At 32.9% G+C, this 15,555-nt stretch carries 14 protein-coding genes; 4 read left to right on the top strand and 10 right to left on the bottom strand.

The genetic code is table 11. The features are described from left to right. Nucleotides 1-83: 83 nt before the first annotated feature. Nucleotides 84-3,080, bottom strand: coding sequence for a glycoside hydrolase domain-containing protein (locus GM921_RS01720; RefSeq protein ID WP_182920887.1), 2,997 nt, complete (start codon nucleotides 3,078-3,080; stop codon nucleotides 84-86). A 171-nt stretch (nucleotides 3,081-3,251) separates the two neighbouring features. On the opposite strand from GM921_RS01720, the gene GM921_RS01715 reads away from it, so the two are divergent. Beyond that, nucleotides 3,252-4,175 (top strand): YihY/virulence factor BrkB family protein, encoded by a 924-nt coding sequence (locus GM921_RS01715; protein ID WP_182920886.1) that lies wholly within the window; start codon nucleotides 3,252-3,254, stop codon nucleotides 4,173-4,175. Here GM921_RS01715 and GM921_RS01710 read toward each other — a convergent pair. Together GM921_RS01710 and GM921_RS01705 are read right to left on the bottom strand one after the other, a co-directional pair. Beyond that, nucleotides 4,172-4,450 (bottom strand): hypothetical protein, encoded by a 279-nt coding sequence (locus tag GM921_RS01710; protein WP_182920885.1) that lies wholly within the window; start codon nucleotides 4,448-4,450, stop codon nucleotides 4,172-4,174. The two genes, GM921_RS01715 and GM921_RS01710, sit on opposite strands and share 4 nt — an antisense overlap. A gap of 112 nt (nucleotides 4,451-4,562) precedes the next feature. After that, the gene (locus GM921_RS01705) at nucleotides 4,563-5,153 is read right to left on the bottom strand and encodes a porin family protein (RefSeq protein WP_182920884.1); all 591 of its coding nucleotides are present in this window, start codon (nucleotides 5,151-5,153) and stop codon (nucleotides 4,563-4,565) included. A 136-nt stretch (nucleotides 5,154-5,289) separates the two neighbouring features. Between GM921_RS01705 and GM921_RS01700 the strand changes: the two genes are divergently transcribed. Further along, nucleotides 5,290-7,050: a sensor histidine kinase gene (locus GM921_RS01700; RefSeq protein ID WP_182920883.1), complete on the top strand. Its 1,761-nt coding sequence runs from the start codon at nucleotides 5,290-5,292 to the stop codon at nucleotides 7,048-7,050. A 39-nt stretch (nucleotides 7,051-7,089) separates the two neighbouring features. Here the strand turns inward: GM921_RS01700 and GM921_RS01695 are convergent, their stop codons facing one another. Further along, entirely contained in the window at nucleotides 7,090-7,389 is a 300-nt protein-coding gene (locus tag GM921_RS01695) for a hypothetical protein (RefSeq protein WP_182920882.1), read from the bottom strand. Nucleotides 7,390-7,523: 134 nt separating this feature from the next. On the opposite strand from GM921_RS01695, the gene GM921_RS01690 reads away from it, so the two are divergent. Beyond that, entirely contained in the window at nucleotides 7,524-8,672 is a 1,149-nt protein-coding gene (locus tag GM921_RS01690) for a tetratricopeptide repeat protein (protein WP_182920881.1), read from the top strand. Here GM921_RS01690 and GM921_RS01685 read toward each other — a convergent pair. The 6 genes from GM921_RS01685 to GM921_RS01660 form a co-directional block, all read right to left on the bottom strand. Then, nucleotides 8,662-9,123: a DUF4268 domain-containing protein gene (locus tag GM921_RS01685; RefSeq protein WP_182920880.1), complete on the bottom strand. Its 462-nt coding sequence runs from the start codon at nucleotides 9,121-9,123 to the stop codon at nucleotides 8,662-8,664. The two genes, GM921_RS01690 and GM921_RS01685, sit on opposite strands and share 11 nt — an antisense overlap. A 181-nt stretch (nucleotides 9,124-9,304) precedes the next feature. After that, complete coding sequence (locus tag GM921_RS01680; protein ID WP_182920879.1) at nucleotides 9,305-9,892, bottom strand: riboflavin synthase; 588 nt, start codon at nucleotides 9,890-9,892, stop codon at nucleotides 9,305-9,307. Next, nucleotides 9,893-11,386 (bottom strand): acetyl-CoA carboxylase biotin carboxylase subunit, encoded by a 1,494-nt coding sequence (gene accC / locus GM921_RS01675; protein ID WP_182920878.1) that lies wholly within the window; start codon nucleotides 11,384-11,386, stop codon nucleotides 9,893-9,895. A gap of 5 nt (nucleotides 11,387-11,391) precedes the next feature. Further along, nucleotides 11,392-12,417, bottom strand: coding sequence for a threonine aldolase family protein (locus GM921_RS01670; protein ID WP_182920877.1), 1,026 nt, complete (start codon nucleotides 12,415-12,417; stop codon nucleotides 11,392-11,394). A 46-nt stretch (nucleotides 12,418-12,463) separates the two neighbouring features. Further along, nucleotides 12,464-12,868, bottom strand: coding sequence for a GxxExxY protein (locus tag GM921_RS01665; RefSeq protein ID WP_182920876.1), 405 nt, complete (start codon nucleotides 12,866-12,868; stop codon nucleotides 12,464-12,466). 70 nt (nucleotides 12,869-12,938) lie between these two features. Further along, complete coding sequence (locus tag GM921_RS01660; protein ID WP_182920875.1) at nucleotides 12,939-14,075, bottom strand: alpha/beta hydrolase-fold protein; 1,137 nt, start codon at nucleotides 14,073-14,075, stop codon at nucleotides 12,939-12,941. A 152-nt stretch (nucleotides 14,076-14,227) separates the two neighbouring features. Here GM921_RS01660 and GM921_RS01655 point away from each other — a divergent pair, with 152 nt between their 5' ends. Continuing rightward, on the top strand, nucleotides 14,228-15,241 hold the full coding sequence (locus GM921_RS01655; protein ID WP_182920874.1) for a LacI family DNA-binding transcriptional regulator: 1,014 nt from the start codon (nucleotides 14,228-14,230) through the stop codon (nucleotides 15,239-15,241). Nucleotides 15,242-15,555: the final 314 nt, after the last annotated feature.

Here is a 15,555-nt window from a genome sequence, read left to right as displayed (position 1 = left end):
ACCGTAACCGGCTAGTATTGTTCTGAAGAAATTATTCATATTTAAATGGTTTTAAGATATAACCATTATTTACATGAAAAGTTTTACTTCTCCTTAATCACTATCAACAATCCCTTTCCTTTTGGAATTGAAATTTCACTTTGTGCAGTTAAAGAACTTGAGGCTTGAAAATCTTTCACTTCTGGAACAGTAATTACAGCTTTTGCAGGATCAATACCTAATTTCTTCCAGTCAATAGTTAAAGTGATTTTTACATCATTATCTGCCCAACTCGCAATAGAAACTAAAGCAGCACCTTGTTTTTTATAAACTGTTGCCAAAACTTCAGCATTGCTTGTTTTAACTGGGCAATTTTCTGACCAATAGCCAATCATTTTTGTGCCTTTCATTCCGAAATCATCCCAAACTTTCCAAATTGGACGAGGATCATTATTGCCGGACCAAGGTAAACGATTAGTCATCCCATAAACCATTCCACGCCATGGATTTCCGCCATCTTGCAACATTTCACCCATTAAACCAAACGGAATTCCACTCACTTCAGTTAAAAAGAAATCAGGTTTATTTTTTTCATAATCGAAATATTCACCAAACCAAAGGCGATTTAAATACGGGAAATGCTCCATATATAAATTAGCGCTATTGTTAAATCCATCGCTTTTATTGTACTGATTTGCCGAGTGCAAATCAATAATTCCTGGATGTCCATCTTGAGTTAAAACACGTTTAATACGTTTCATAGTTATTCTATCGAATGCAACATCATCCAAATAAATACCATCAATACCTACATTTTTGGTTAACCAATTCATGCCTTCTACATAGTAATTATGCCAACGACTCATGCCACTGTTTACAATTGCAGCATCTTTAATTTCTGGTACAAACCAAGCAGCTATGTAATCATCTTTAACATGTTCTTGCAACCAAGAAAATCCTCCGCCTTTACCAGGAGAATAAATTTCATGTCCTAAACTTCGCATTGGAAATGTTTCATAAGCTCGGTTAGATAATTCGCGAACTGTATTGTAAATCTTCACTTTTAGTCCTTTGCTATGCGCCTCATCTATATAGCTTTTCATTTTTGCATGCTCAATAAATGGATAATTAATCCAAGGATTGATTGGTGTAGCATGATGAATATTTATTACTGTTGCACCGGTTGCTTTAATGCTATCTATGGTATTATATTTATGATAAAAGCGGTTTTCCCATTGGAAATCGGTATTTATGGTATGAAATGGAGTAATTAACAAAGTGAAATTATAATACAACACATCACCTTTTTTTAGTTGGCGTTCGCCTGTATAATTATTTGCTAACATGGAACTTCCTTTTATGCCAATCGTTACGCCGCCTTTGTTTTCATTGCCCCAAGAAGTTGGCAACAACAATGGTTTTTGCAGATAAAAGTTAGTATTTAAGGGTCTAACATATTTTTCATCTCGTAAGGCGTATTGCAAACCTGCATTAACATTTCCTAACCAAGCACCATCTTGATTTTTATTCGCTACATCCCATTTCCAGTCAAATTTTTCGGGGCGCAAACCTCCTTTTTGCCCAAGTCCCATCATGTAAGTTGCCGCTGTTTTATTAAAAGGAATATGCATCGTTACATCCTTCAAATCAACATCTTTTAACGCAGTCACTTTTACAGTATATGCGAGAAAACCATCAAATTCTAAGCTGCCAGCAACATCCATTTGTAAGCTATCATTTGCATTTTTGCTTTTCCATTGCACAGTTCCAGCTTCTTTTTTGGTAAATTCTATTCCACCATCTTTTAGTACCGTATTTTTTCCATCCGCTTTGCGCACAAAATGAAAATGAATATTTTCTGCCAACAAATTATTTGGAGTTGTGGTATAATCCGTCATTTCTGGACTAAAGAAAGTCTGAATTTGCTTTGGAAAACCGTTTTCATCCAACTCTACTTTTCTACCCAAAAGACTAATTGTATTTCCTTGAACTTGTAATGCAGTATAAGGTGCGATAACGGTATTTTTTTGAGCTAACGTAGAATTTAACCACGTCAAACGCGTTTGTTTCCATGGCTCATCAATTCCTCCATTTGTTTTCACAGTTCTAGGAACTACCATTAAGTTTATTTTCACAGTTTGTGAAGGAGCATTAGCTGAAGAAACTATTACTGTTCCGCTATACGTTGTGCTATAAGCATTTGTCGGAATGGTAAGCAAACACCATAACGCTTGTACCTGACTAGCTGGCACATCAACTTCTTTTTTAAATGGAACTCCATCGTAGGCAATTCCATCTGTATTTAAACAAGAAAGCAAAGCTGATGAAATTTTATGTCCTGTTTTATCCTTTAAATCGCTAAACTTCAATCTCACATTTTGTAAATCTTTTAAAGCAAGAATGCCCAATTGAAAAGAAAAATTTTCTCCTCTAAAAGCTTTATCTGTAAATGTTTTTTGTGCACCTTTAATTATCCACCTTTGTGGTATATCATTTTTCATGATAATAGGATAATTTCTACTTTCTGGAAAAACGAGATAAGCTGGCTCAGCATTTTTCACTCTCAACGCTTTCATTTCTTCCGCAGTTGCGATAACTTCCATTGGATAAACCCTGTTAAAAGTATTAATTGATTCGATTTGCAGTACTTTAGTGTTTGAAACCGTTGCATTCGCATCTTTTATAGAAATCTCACCCGTCGATTTTTCTTGTTTTGGATAAACACCTTTAGGATAATTTGATCTTCCTTCATTTTTATAAGGCTGATAATAAACATAATAAGTACCTGCTCCACTTTCTGGTTCGAAACAAATAATTCCTTCTTCTTTATCTACTGAAATAGGCAAAACGTTTTTAATTTTCTTACCTGTTTTTGCATCCTGAACAATGATCGCTTTTTGCTCTGGATTTGGATCACTTCTGCGCCAATTAATCACTACTTTAGCTATTTTCCCTACACCATTAAAACTGACTACCGCTCGTTGATTCCCTAATGAATCTGCATTCCAACTATTATTGCCTGATGTATATTTTATTTCTTGCGCATTTACATAAAATGATACTATGCACAACAAGAATAAGGTTGAAAAGAGATTTTTCATGAATTAGGGATTTATAAAATTAAGGAGCAGTAAATTTAATTTTTTTCTTCATTGTTTAACAGAAACTCACAAATTTAAGCACATTTATAACTGATAAAACTTGCTTTTAATGCTTAAGCGAAATTATTTAGCATAATTTTATTAATTTTGACATCAGGGTAAATGCTAAAGATGTACGCAATCACAATAAAGAGATCTCAGTTATTTTTCAAACATTTAGGAATAGCATTTAAGTTATTTAGAAAAAATGACCCTTTGCGTTTAGCTGGAGCCACTGCCTTTTTTGCCAATTTTGCATTACCACCAATCCTACTCATCTTAATTAGATTATTTGGTTTTTTTATTGATAGAAGGATGTTAGTGACTAGATTATTTGAGCGTTTAGCAAATATTTTAGATGATAGCAGTACTGCTCAAATTCGCCAAACCTTAAGAAATATTCGTGGAGTCGATTACAATTGGTGGGCAACAATTCTCAGTTTTGTCTTTTTCATTTTTGTAGCCACCACTTTATTTAGTGTGATTAAAAATTCCATGGATCAGATTTGGAGTATTGGCTTAAATGAAAAATTGGGTATTTTATTTAACCTGAAGTTAAGAGCTCGATCTATGGTTATTATTTTACTAGCTGGAATTTTATTTTTTGTGGGTTTGTTAACCGATAGCATCCAAGCCATAATTGGAACTTATATTAATACTGCAGCGCCAACTGTCGGAAAAATATTTCTCTCCATCTTAAATCAATTGCTTTTTATAGTTATTGTTACGGTTTGGTTTACCGTTTTATTTCGGTTTTTAACCAATGGCAGACCAAGTTGGAATATAGCAATGAAAGGCGGTTTGTTGACTGGAATTTTATTTACTCTAGGCAAGTATATTTTACGCATTATGCTTCCACTCAGCAACATAGGAAACATTTATGGTGCGTCAGGATCTATTGTTTTAATTATGCTTTTTGTATTTTATTCTTCCTTTATCTTCTATTTTGGAGCCTGCTTTGTAAAAGTACTTAGCGATGCAGGTAGCAAGCCTATCAATCCAATAAAAGGAGCTTTCCTTTACGAGTTGAAAGAAGTTATTAAAGAAAAGAATTAATTAGTACGCATTCCTACTTGCTCAAAACCTTGCATTTCGAAAACGGCTAGTTTATTTAGAATGTTATAGTGTAGCGTTCCAAAAAAATTAAAAATTCCGTCTTTATTTTTTCCTTCAATGCAAATTGTCTCTTTAACTATTTCACGTTGTGCTAAATTATGGTCGCCAAGAATTACATCTTCGTCCTGAATAATAATATCTTTTGCCTCAATTGCAAACTCTTTTAATAGCGCCAAAAAGCTCTGGCCGTTTAATAGCAGTTCTTTAATATTCATGATGTTAAAGGTTAGGTTTTGATTAAAAAACAATTATCAATTTTAACGCCAAAAAAAATGGATAAACTTAAAAAGCCTATCCATTTTTTATTTAATAGAAAAGATGATTTAATTAAAACAATTTGTAACCTAAACCAAGGGTAAATAGATTCAATTTTGTTGATGAATTATAGCCATCTGAATTAATTTTAGATAAACCTAACTCGTATCTTAAATCTACACTCAATTTCTTAATATCCAGACCTGTACCAAATTGCCATGCAAAAGCTTGGTCTTTAAATTTACCATTAAAAGCTGCCGATGCCGCTTGTGAGAAACTTTGATCTTCATTTAAAATGAACGAAACCACAGGCCCAGTATTTAAACGCAACCCAATACCTGCTGCACCAATTTTTGTACCTACTAAAACAGGCACATCTAAACTGGTGAATTTTACTTTGTTTTCTTGACCAGCACTATTTACCAATGTAGTGTTTTTACCAGAAAGGTAAAGTTCTGGCTGCAAATGTAAACCTGCTGCACCAATACGAGCCCAAACACCTGCATAATAACCTGCTTGGTTATCACTGCTAAATGTATTAGCTGTATTAAATTTTGATAGATTCATTCCTCCTTTTAAACCAAATTGGAAAGATGGTAGCACTTGGCTAAATGCAAAAAAACTACAGCAAAGAAGCAATAGTGACAAACTGAACTTTTTCATAATGAAATAATATTTATATAAATCTAGTAATATTTTTTATTAGTGTCTAATTCTAGCGGTTTATATCATTTTATATCGACCATATTGAAATTCAATATATCTCGTATCTTTATTGGATATTTTTTGATCGCTTTCAATGAACTTTACCTACAATGGTTATGCCATTTTTTTATTAATATGCGGCGCTGTACTTATTATACTGGCCAATTATATTTTTAGAAGGGGTGGAAATGCGGTAAAGTGGTTTAGTTACATGATGATTTCTAATGCCATATGGTCTATTGCTTATGGTTTAGAATTGGCAAGTAGTTCTCTTTGGCAAATTAAGTTTTTTATTAATGTAGAATATATCGGCATTGCCAGTTTACCCCTAAACTGGTTTATATTTTGCCTTCATTTTTGTGGTAAGGAATGTTGGTATAAAAAACCATTAAATTTAATTCTCCTCCTTATCATGCCTATCCTTGCTATTTTATTGGTATGGACTAATGATTATCATCATTTATATTATGAGAATATTGCATTAGCAACAGATGGCCCATTTCCAATGGCAAATATCGACTTTGGATTGTTTTATAGAATTTTTACCATCTATTTCTATTTGTTATTGGCCTGCGGTTGTTACTTGATTTTCATAAAGTTCAGAATATCAGATTCTATTTATAAAAAACAAAACTACAGTATTATTATAGCTGCACTTTTACCTTGGCTAGCAAATATTGCCCATGTATTAGGCGTAAAACCTCTTGGACATTTAGATATTACTCCGTTTGCATTTATCCTTACATCATTTTTAATTTTAATAGGTATTTATCGCTTTAAACTTTTTGATATTATTCCTATTGCCCGAGAAAAAGTATTGGAATTAATGCGAGATGGTTTTTTATTATTAGATCAACAAAACAGAGTTATTGATTATAATGAATCGGTAAAGAGATATATTAATGCTACCAATGAAAAGAAATTAATCGGCCTTCCTGGAGAGGAAATATTCCAAAATCAGCCAGAATTTTTTAAACGAATTAAAGATCATGAACAGGGTAAAGTAGAGCTAAACATCAATATTAATGATGAGAAATTGTATTTGGAAGCCGAAATACTCTTTTTAAACGACAATAAACTCAATAATGATTTCACAATTATCAAATTACAAGATTTAACAAGTATTAGAAATGAAACTATTCGTACCAAAGAGCAAGCTCAAGAACTTGAAAAATTAAATCAATTAAAGGATAGGATATTTTCCATTATTGCACATGATTTAAGAGGCCCATTAGTTAATCTTTCGGAAGTATTAAAAATGATTGCTAATAACCAGATTACCATTGAAGAGTTTAAAAGCATCTCTCCCACACTTAGCAATGATATTATTTATACGACAGATCTTTTAGAAAACATCCTGCATTGGTCTAGAAGTCAACTAAAAGGATTCGGAATTAAAAAAGAATTCTTTAACCTTCGCAACCTAATTATTAATGAAATTAATTACCATTTACCTGGCGCTACCTTAAAAAAAATAAAGATTATTCATGATGTTTTTCCAGGAGAAATGGTTTATGCTGATGTTTTAATGGTGCAAATTGTAATGCGAAATATTATTAATAATGCCATTAAATTTTGTTACGAAGATTGCGAAATACACATTACTGCTGCCTACCAAACGAGCGGAATGATGTTAGTTTGCATTAAAGATAACGGCATTGGTATATCGAAAAATATTCTTGACAAACTATTTAAAGATGAAAACGTAACCACTCGAGGCACTTCTAACGAAAAAGGAACTGGATTAGGTTTGATGGTGTGTAAAGATTTCATGAACCGAAACAGTGGTAATATTACTGTGGAAACGGAAGAAGGAAAAGGCGCCAAGTTCTGTGTTACCATACCTACTTCATAATAAAAGGGTTCAGAAATTTCCGAACCCTTTTTAATTTACTTATTGACCAGTAGCGTCATTAATGGCTTGCTGTTCTTTTAAAGCATCTACATTGTTTTTATTTCCGAAGTTTTGGGTTTTATCTGCAAAATAAGCTAATATATCAACAATAGAATCGAGATTATCTGCCACACGTTGGTGCATATCGGGTAAATCTTTGTCCAATTTTTTATCACTTAGTTCTATATTATCTACTTCAATTTTTCCAATTTTCTGAATAATTGCCTGTTGCGAGTGTTGTAAGTCTTCTAATTCTCTTACAATCTTTTCCATTAATTCAAACTTTTTTAGCGTATCCATATGGTAATTTATTAATGTTAAAATTTAACTATTATCCCTTATAAAACGCATTAGTAGTAAAAATGTTTGGATTATATAAATAGGTTTTGGATTTCTAATAAATAACTAATAAATTAGTTTAAAATTAAATCGTTATGAAAAAGCTATTTTTTGTATTCTTTTTGGCATTGCTTCACTTGGTTACATTTGCTCAATCTATAGTTTTAGATAAAGAGAAATTACTAGAATATTATCAAACCCAACGTTATGCAGATGCTGCTCAATATTTGAAAAGTATCTATCCTACGGATACAAAAGATGTGAAAGCACTAAGTCAAATGGCGTATTGTAATATGATGGCTGGCAAATTACCCGAGGCGGAAAAAAGCTATCTGTCGATTAATGAAATTCAGCCAAATACACTTCCTGTCTTGTTTAATTTGGCAAATATCAATACACGAAGAGGAAATGATACCAAAGCAAAAGCCTATTTAGAAAGCATTGTAAAAATAGATACCATAAATTTTAATGCATTTAAACAGTTGGCTGGTTTAATAAAAGATAGTTTGCAATTGAAAATTGCTTATTTAAAAAAGGCTAATTCTTTAAATTCAGCAGATGCTGATGTAGCAACTGACCTAGCGCAAGGTTACAGAGATTTACAGCAATGGGCATTGGGCTACCAAGTTTTAAAAGTTGCAATTGCAGCAGATACGAGCAATTTATTTTTACTACAAGCACAATTACCTTTTGCTAACGAATTAAAAAAATACAAAGAAGTAATTTACGTTGGCGAAAAACTGCTTAAAGATGGAACCGATGCAAATGTGGTAAAGAATGTTGGTAAGGCCTATTACTTTTTAAAAAACTATCAGAAATGTATTAATTTGTATGAGATGCTAGAAAAAATGGCAATGCAGAACGAAATGACTTTATATCTGATGACCTTAAGTTATCGCGAATTGAAAAATTTAGATATGGCAATGGTTTATGCCAAAAAAACAATTGAAGAAGGAGTTTCGGCAAATACTGCAACTTATTATGGGTTACTTGCAGGATTACAAGAAAGCAATGGGAATTTAACTACATCTGTTTCTTCGTATAAAAGAGGCTTAACTTTTAGTGAGAACAGCAATATTTATTACAGACTAGGTTTATTGTATGATTTAAAGTTAAAACAACAAAAAAGCGCTTTAACCTATTACAACTTATATCTGAAAAGCAAACCTGATGTGAATAGCGAAAAGGAGCAAATTGAGTACGTTAAAACCAGAGTATCAGACTTAAAGGTAACTACGAAATAGCTTCGAAAACAGGTTTTACATCTGTCCAGAATTGGTCTAAGGCAATAATCCTAGGTTTTAAGAATGAGATTAATTCTGGCCAATTTTGTTGATTAAAAACGCTAACGTTATTTATGGTTTTAGTAATTTGACTTAAAGGAATACCAAAGTTATTTACAGCATTTTCTTCCCAATCCCATTCTTCATTTACTGCATTAGCGAATAATAATTTGAAAGCTTTAAATTGTTCAAAATACAGATTTCTAATCTCTTGATTTGGATGAGTGATTTCGATAGAAATGATTGCTTTATGTTGCTCAGCATTCATTCTGAAATAGATATGTTTTACACCAGTTTTGTAGTTAATCCAATTTATCGACAAGCCTTCGGCTGATGAAATGGGTTTCATGTACTTACCAAAAGTTATCCAAAATTGTTGGCGGATTTTTGATGCTTCTTCTTTACTGTACATTTATTTCGTTGGTTGAGCTTTGACAAAATTATAAGCAGTTTGAAAGAATTTTGTCAAAGCTTTATTTATTGCTCTAACCCGCGTAAATTAAACCTGATAAAAGCGAACACGATGCGCAGCGAGTAAAGCGGTTAGCAGGGCTGATTTTTATTTGAAACACTGTTTTTGCTTTTCGGAAAAATTACTTATTTCCCATTAACCTAGCAACGTATTTGCCAATAATATCGAATTCTAAATTAACCGTATCTCCTACTTTTACTTCATGCAAATTGGTGTGTTCAAAAGTGTAAGGAATAATAAATACTGAAAATTCATCAGCTTGAGAATTTACGACCGTTAAACTAATCCCGTTTACACAAATTGAACCTTTTTCTACTGTAACGTTGCCTAAATTGGCATTGTATTTAAAGCGAAATTCCCAACTACCATTTAGTTCATTTACCAAAATACAAATAGCCGTTTGGTCTACGTGGCCTTGCACAATATGACCATCTAAACGAGCATTCATTTGCATGCAACGCTCTAAATTAACTTTACTACCAATTTTTAAGTTACCTAAACTCGTTTTATTTAAGGTTTCTTCAATTGCAGTAACGGTGTGTGAATTCTCATTTAGTGCCACAACGGTTAAGCAAACCCCATTATGTGCCACGCTTTGATCTATTTTTAACTCGGCGCAAATAGAAGAATTTACTGTAAAATGGACATTAGTTCCTTCTTTTACAATATTTTCAACTTCGCCTAGCGTTTCTATAATTCCTGTAAACATTTAACTGTATTTCTTTCTATTTTTTCGCCAATTATTTGCAATCACATTGTTTTGCGCTAGACTGATCTTATCTTCCTTTTTAAGCAATAAAACTGCAGTAAGGGCTGCTAATAATGCTTCTTCTTCGCTATCGTTTTTTAAACTATCGGCGTTAAAATACTTACTTACAAAATGTGTATCAAACTTGCCTGATGTAAACGCATCATGTTGCATTACAAATTTACCAAAGCTTAAGGTGGTTTGTATGCCTGTAATGTCATATTCATCGATCGCTCTTATCATTCGCTCAATTACCTCTTCTCGAGTTGCACCATAGGTGATGAGTTTTGCAATCATGGGATCGTAATAAATTGGAATTTCCATTCCTTCTTCAAAACCATCATCAACCCTAACTCCGTTTCCTTTTGGAGTGCGATACGTTTGTAAAGTACCAATATCAGGCAAGAAATTATTTAAAGGATCTTCTGCATAAACCCTTAATTCCATAGCGTGACCACTGATTTTCAACTCTTCTTGTTTAAAACTCAACACTTCGCCCCTGGCTATTTTTATCTGTTCTTTAACTAAATCTAAGCCCGTAATCATTTCTGTAACAGGATGTTCTACTTGCAAACGTGTATTCATCTCTAAGAAGAAAAAATCTAGATTTTCATCTAAAATAAACTCTACCGTACCCGCACCAACATAATTAACCGAACGAGCTACGTCAACGGCGCATTTACCCATTGCTTGTCTAATTTCTTCAGTTAAAACAGAGGAAGGGGCTTCTTCAATTACTTTTTGATGGCGACGTTGTACTGAACATTCACGTTCAAATAAATGGACAATATTTCCATGCGTATCGCCTAAAACCTGAATTTCAATGTGTCTTGGCGAAGTCACATAACGCTCTATAAATACAGAACCATCTCCAAAAGCTGATGTTGCTTCACTCACAGCTAAATGCATCTGTTCTTCAAAATCGGTTGCTTTTTCTACAATGCGCATTCCCTTTCCACCTCCACCTGCCGCAGCTTTAATTAAAATCGGGAAGCCAACTTCAACCGCTCTTTCTTTTGCTTCATTTATATCGGTAATGGCTTCTTCTGTACCTGGAACCATAGGAATATTATATTTTAAAGCCGCAGCTTTAGCAGATAATTTATTCCCCATAATTTCCATCGCTTCTGGCGTTGGACCAATTAAAATCAGCCCTGCTGCTGCAACTTCTTTAGCAAAATTGGCATTTTCTGATAAAAAACCGTAACCGGGGTGGATTGCTTGTGCACCTGTTAACTTACAAGCCTCAATAATTTTATCACTTTTTAAATAGGACTGATTTGATGGCGCTGGCCCAATACAAATTGCTTCATCCGCATAACGCACATGCAAAGCACCTCTATCAGCTTCTGAAAAAACAGCTACCGTTTTAATGTTCATTTCTTTTGCAGAACGCATAATACGCAAAGCAATTTCACCACGATTGGCAATAAGAATTTTCGAAATGTTAGCCATACTTATTATAGATGTAGATGTGTTAGGATGTCTATGGCTTTATCGACCATTGTTGAGGAAATATCTAAGTGCGTAACCAATCGGATGGTTTGATTAGACGTACTATTACACAAAATGCCTTTCGCTTCCAATGCTTTCACTACGTTATCGGCTTTTAAACCTGGCGAAACATCGAAAAGAACAATATTTGTTTCAACAGGCATTACTGAGTTTACGTAATTTGTTTTGCTCAATGCATCTCCCAAAGCTTTTGCATGTTTATAGTCTTCTGCCAAGCGATTTACATTATTATCCAATGCGTAAATTCCTGCAGCTGCTAAAAAACCCGCTTGTCGCATGCCGCCGCCTAAAACTTTTCTAATTCTTGTGGCTTTTTTAATAGTAGCTTTTGATGATAACAAAACAGAACCAACTGGTGCGCCTAATCCTTTAGAAAGACAAACTGAAATTCCGTCGAAATATTTGCCGTAATCTTTTGCTTTATCGCCTGTGGCTACTAATGCATTAAATATTCTTGCACCATCAAGGTGGAGTTTAATTCCTTTTATAGCACACAAATTATGGATAGGTTCAATTTGAGAAAGCGTATAACATTTGCCACCACCTTTATTTACTGTATTTTCTAAAACAACTAAGCTTGAATTTGGATAATGGATATTTTCGGCATTAATTTCTGGCTCAATCATTTCTGGCGTTAAAATTCCTCTTTCGCCGTTTAATAATCGAACTGATGCCATGGAATTATAAGCTATTCCACCTCCTTCATAACGGTACACATGCGCAGTTTGATCACAAATTACTTCATCCATTGGTTGGGTAAAGCATTTTATAGCAATTTGATTGCTCATTGTACCAGATGGGCAGAATAATGCAGCTTCCATATTAAATAAGGCTGCCAATTTTTCTTCTAAAGCATTTACGGTTTCATCTTCTCCAAAAACATCGTCGCCAACTTTTGCGCTCATCATTGCATCAAGCATTCCAGCTGTTGGTTTGGTTACCGTATCGCTTCTAAAATCTATTTTATCCATTTAATTTAACATTAAGGCATTAAGATAAATAAGTGGGTTGCCATTTTTAATCTCTTAAAAATCTGAAATATTCATTCACAAATGGCTTCATCGATTTCGAAATATTATCTGTAAAAAAATTGATAAGTAATCCTTGAGGAACCTTTAATAACTTCATATATGTTAAAATCTGCGCTTCATGAACTGGAAGAATATTCTCAACCGTCTTTAATTCCACTACAATCAAGTCATTTACTAATAAATCTAACCGTAAATCCGTATCGATTTGCAAATTATCATAAATTACAGGAATAATCAATTGTTGTTTTACATCAAATCCATTTTTTTGTAATTCATATTTCAAACATTGTTCATAAACACATTCTAATAGTCCTGGGTCCAAAGACTTATGCACTTTAATAGCGCATCCAGTAATTTCATAAGATAATTGAGTGATTTGTGTTTTTGTCATATTCGATTTTTAGTAATTAATACTAAAATCGGTCCTAAATATTCTTAATTCCTTAATGGTTAAATTTTAATCAATTACTAATGAATTTATAAAAATCTACAAATTCTCTATGCCAAAACCATTCGCTATGTTTACCATCAACTTTTTCGACCATTACTATATTTTTATTTTTTCCAGTAGGATTTAAAATCTGATACATATTTTTCATATCGCTAACCATGGTTTTGCTTTCTAAATCTCCAGCTACCAAATAAACTTTGCTTCCATTTAAATTTCTCATGGCATTTTTAACATCAGTTTCTATCGTTTTACCCAACCAAAATGCTGGAGAAAAAACTCCGGCTTTGCCAAAAACCTTTGGATAAGTTGCAATTGCATACATAGAAATTAAACCACCCATAGAACTTCCTGCGATTGCTGTGTTTTTAATATCTTTTTCTGTTCTATAATGCTCATCTACATACGGTTTTAAGGTGTTCACTAAAAAATCGACATAAGCTTTGCCCTTTCCAATACCATATTCACTATTGTAAGGATTATATTCCTTTAACCTTTCGCTCCCACCATGATCTATACCAATAACTATATATTCCTTTTGCCCTTTAGCGATTAAACTATCCAATAATTCATCCACACCCCATTCTCCGTAGCCGCTCGTCAACTGATCAAAAAGATTTTGTCCATCATGCATATATAATACTGGATATTTTTTAGTCGACGAAGCATAAGATGGTGGCAAATAAATCCAAACTCGTCTTTTTGCATTTAACTGAGGAATTAAAAAAGCACTATCAATGATATGAACATTAGCTGATGTCGTATGTTTAGGTGGTTCTTTTTTAAATTGATCAGCCCAATTTGCAATAGTAATTTTGACTGTTGTATCATTTTTCAAATTCAAACTGCGATTTCCGATAGTATTCCCTTTACTCTCAGATTCTACTTTTGCCCAACTACCACGAGTGATTTTGTATTCATATAAGTTAGCGGGCAATTGTTTTTCAAGTACATAATCTGCATCATTTACTTTTAAAAATCGATATGCAGGATCATTTGGTTTCCAATTATTAAAATTACCAGCTACAAAATATTCAGGTATAGAATCTTTATTTTGTGGGATATTTTGCAATTCGAACTTAACCTTAACTTGTGCATTAGCTCCAAGAGAGCTATATATTAAAAGGAGAAAAAAATAAATCCGTTTCATTATTCTTTATTTAATTGATGTATTTATAGCCCTATTTTCAAAAACTAAGCTAATTTTCAAATCATTTAACAAATAAATAGAATTAATTACTTTTTTTATCATTTATATTTACAGCCAAATAGATTAACAATAAAATAACTGCTATCAGTAGAATGGATAATGTCAATATCAAAAAATTAGCTAAAGCCCTTCATCTTTCTACATCTACCGTTTCTAGAGCATTTAGAGATAATAGCGATATTAATGCTGCTACAAAAGAACGTATTTTGGCAATGGCTAAGGAATTAAATTATCAGCCAAACCATTATGCTAGTAATTTAAGAGAGCAAAAAAGTAAAACCATCGCAGTTATTGTTCCCGAATTAGCCAACAATTATTTCTCATTAGCCATTCAGGGTATCGAAAGAGTGGCAAGTGCAAAAGGCTACCATATTTTAGTTTATGCAACCAACGATCAGTTCGAGAAAGAAGTTTCATTCATAAAACATTTACATAATGGCAGGGCCGATGGAATAATTATGTCTGTTTCTGGTGAAGCTAATGACCATAACTATTTAAATGAACTTTCTAAAAAACGACTTCCATTAGTATTTTTCGATCGTGTTTACGAAGATATCATCACGCCGCGTGTAATTACAAACGATTATGAAAGTAGTTTTTCTGCCACCAAACATTTAATCCAACAAGGCTGTAAACGCATTGCCTATTTAGCGGTAAATAAAACTTTATCTATTGGTAAAACGCGTATGCAGGGTTATATAGATGCCTTAAAGAAATTTAAAATCCCGTTTAAGGATGAGTTAATTATTGATTGCACGAACAATTACAAAGAAAATATAGATCATTTAAAGCAAGTATTTACTGAATTAAAACCTGATGGCGTTTTCACTTCGGTTGAGCGTTTAGCCTTTGCCACTTACTATGCTTGTTATGACATCAATCTTTCTATACCAAAAGATTTAAAGGTAATTGGTTTCTCTAGTTTAGAAATTGCACCATTACTAAATCCTGCTTTAAGTACAGTAACTCAACCAGCCTCAGATTTAGGTAAAACAGCTGCCGAATTACTCTTTAAAATGCTCGAAAGTCCTGGCGATATAAACATTGATAGTGAGGTGATTCTAAAGTCGAAATTGATACAAAGAAAGTCCACCTCGAACGACTAAAAACCGTTGCTATTTTGCACCGTTTTTTAACCTAAAAAACAAGTCACTTTTTATCAAAAAAAATCTGGTTTTCACCAAAACACGCAGAATTTTGCCCTTACACTCTTAGCAACTTTTCATTTTATGTTGATTTTTTCGGGAACGTTCCCGAAAACGTTCCCGAAAAACACAAAAAAAACAGCATAGTGTATAAATTACACCTTATTTTCAAAAATAATATTAAAAATATCTGAATATCAGTTATTTAAAAAATATAAGTTAAATATTTAAAAAAATAAAATCAACTAAATATTCGCTTTTTTAGTCTTTTTACA

This window comes from Pedobacter planticolens (genome assembly GCF_014172375.1).
In the GTDB taxonomy this organism is placed as follows: Bacteria; Bacteroidota; Bacteroidia; order Sphingobacteriales; family Sphingobacteriaceae; genus Pedobacter; species Pedobacter planticolens.
The sequence above is the reverse complement of the archived record's forward strand: the minus strand, read 5'-3'. Positions and strand labels throughout refer to the sequence as shown.

Bases quoted from the DNA above. Each gene is read 5' to 3' on its own strand.
- GM921_RS01710 (WP_182920885.1), bottom strand. From the start codon at position 4,450: ATGAATATTAAAGAACTGCTATTAAACGGCCAGAGCTTTTTGGCGCTA.
- accC (WP_182920878.1), bottom strand. From the start codon at position 11,386: ATGGCTAACATTTCGAAAATTCTTATTGCCAATCGTGGTGAAATTGCT.
- GM921_RS01685 (WP_182920880.1), bottom strand. From the start codon at position 9,123: ATGTACAGTAAAGAAGAAGCATCAAAAATCCGCCAACAATTTTGGATA.
- GM921_RS01700 (WP_182920883.1), top strand. From the start codon at position 5,290: ATGAACTTTACCTACAATGGTTATGCCATTTTTTTATTAATATGCGGC.
- GM921_RS01655 (WP_182920874.1), top strand. From the start codon at position 14,228: ATGGATAATGTCAATATCAAAAAATTAGCTAAAGCCCTTCATCTTTCT.
- GM921_RS01680 (WP_182920879.1), bottom strand. From the start codon at position 9,892: ATGTTTACAGGAATTATAGAAACGCTAGGCGAAGTTGAAAATATTGTA.
- GM921_RS01690 (WP_182920881.1), top strand. From the start codon at position 7,524: ATGAAAAAGCTATTTTTTGTATTCTTTTTGGCATTGCTTCACTTGGTT.
- GM921_RS01670 (WP_182920877.1), bottom strand. From the start codon at position 12,417: ATGGATAAAATAGATTTTAGAAGCGATACGGTAACCAAACCAACAGCT.
- GM921_RS01665 (WP_182920876.1), bottom strand. From the start codon at position 12,868: ATGACAAAAACACAAATCACTCAATTATCTTATGAAATTACTGGATGC.
- GM921_RS01660 (WP_182920875.1), bottom strand. From the start codon at position 14,075: ATGAAACGGATTTATTTTTTTCTCCTTTTAATATATAGCTCTCTTGGA.
- GM921_RS01695 (WP_182920882.1), bottom strand. From the start codon at position 7,389: ATGGATACGCTAAAAAAGTTTGAATTAATGGAAAAGATTGTAAGAGAA.
- GM921_RS01720 (WP_182920887.1), bottom strand. From the start codon at position 3,080: ATGAAAAATCTCTTTTCAACCTTATTCTTGTTGTGCATAGTATCATTT.
- GM921_RS01705 (WP_182920884.1), bottom strand. From the start codon at position 5,153: ATGAAAAAGTTCAGTTTGTCACTATTGCTTCTTTGCTGTAGTTTTTTT.
- GM921_RS01715 (WP_182920886.1), top strand. From the start codon at position 3,252: ATGTACGCAATCACAATAAAGAGATCTCAGTTATTTTTCAAACATTTA.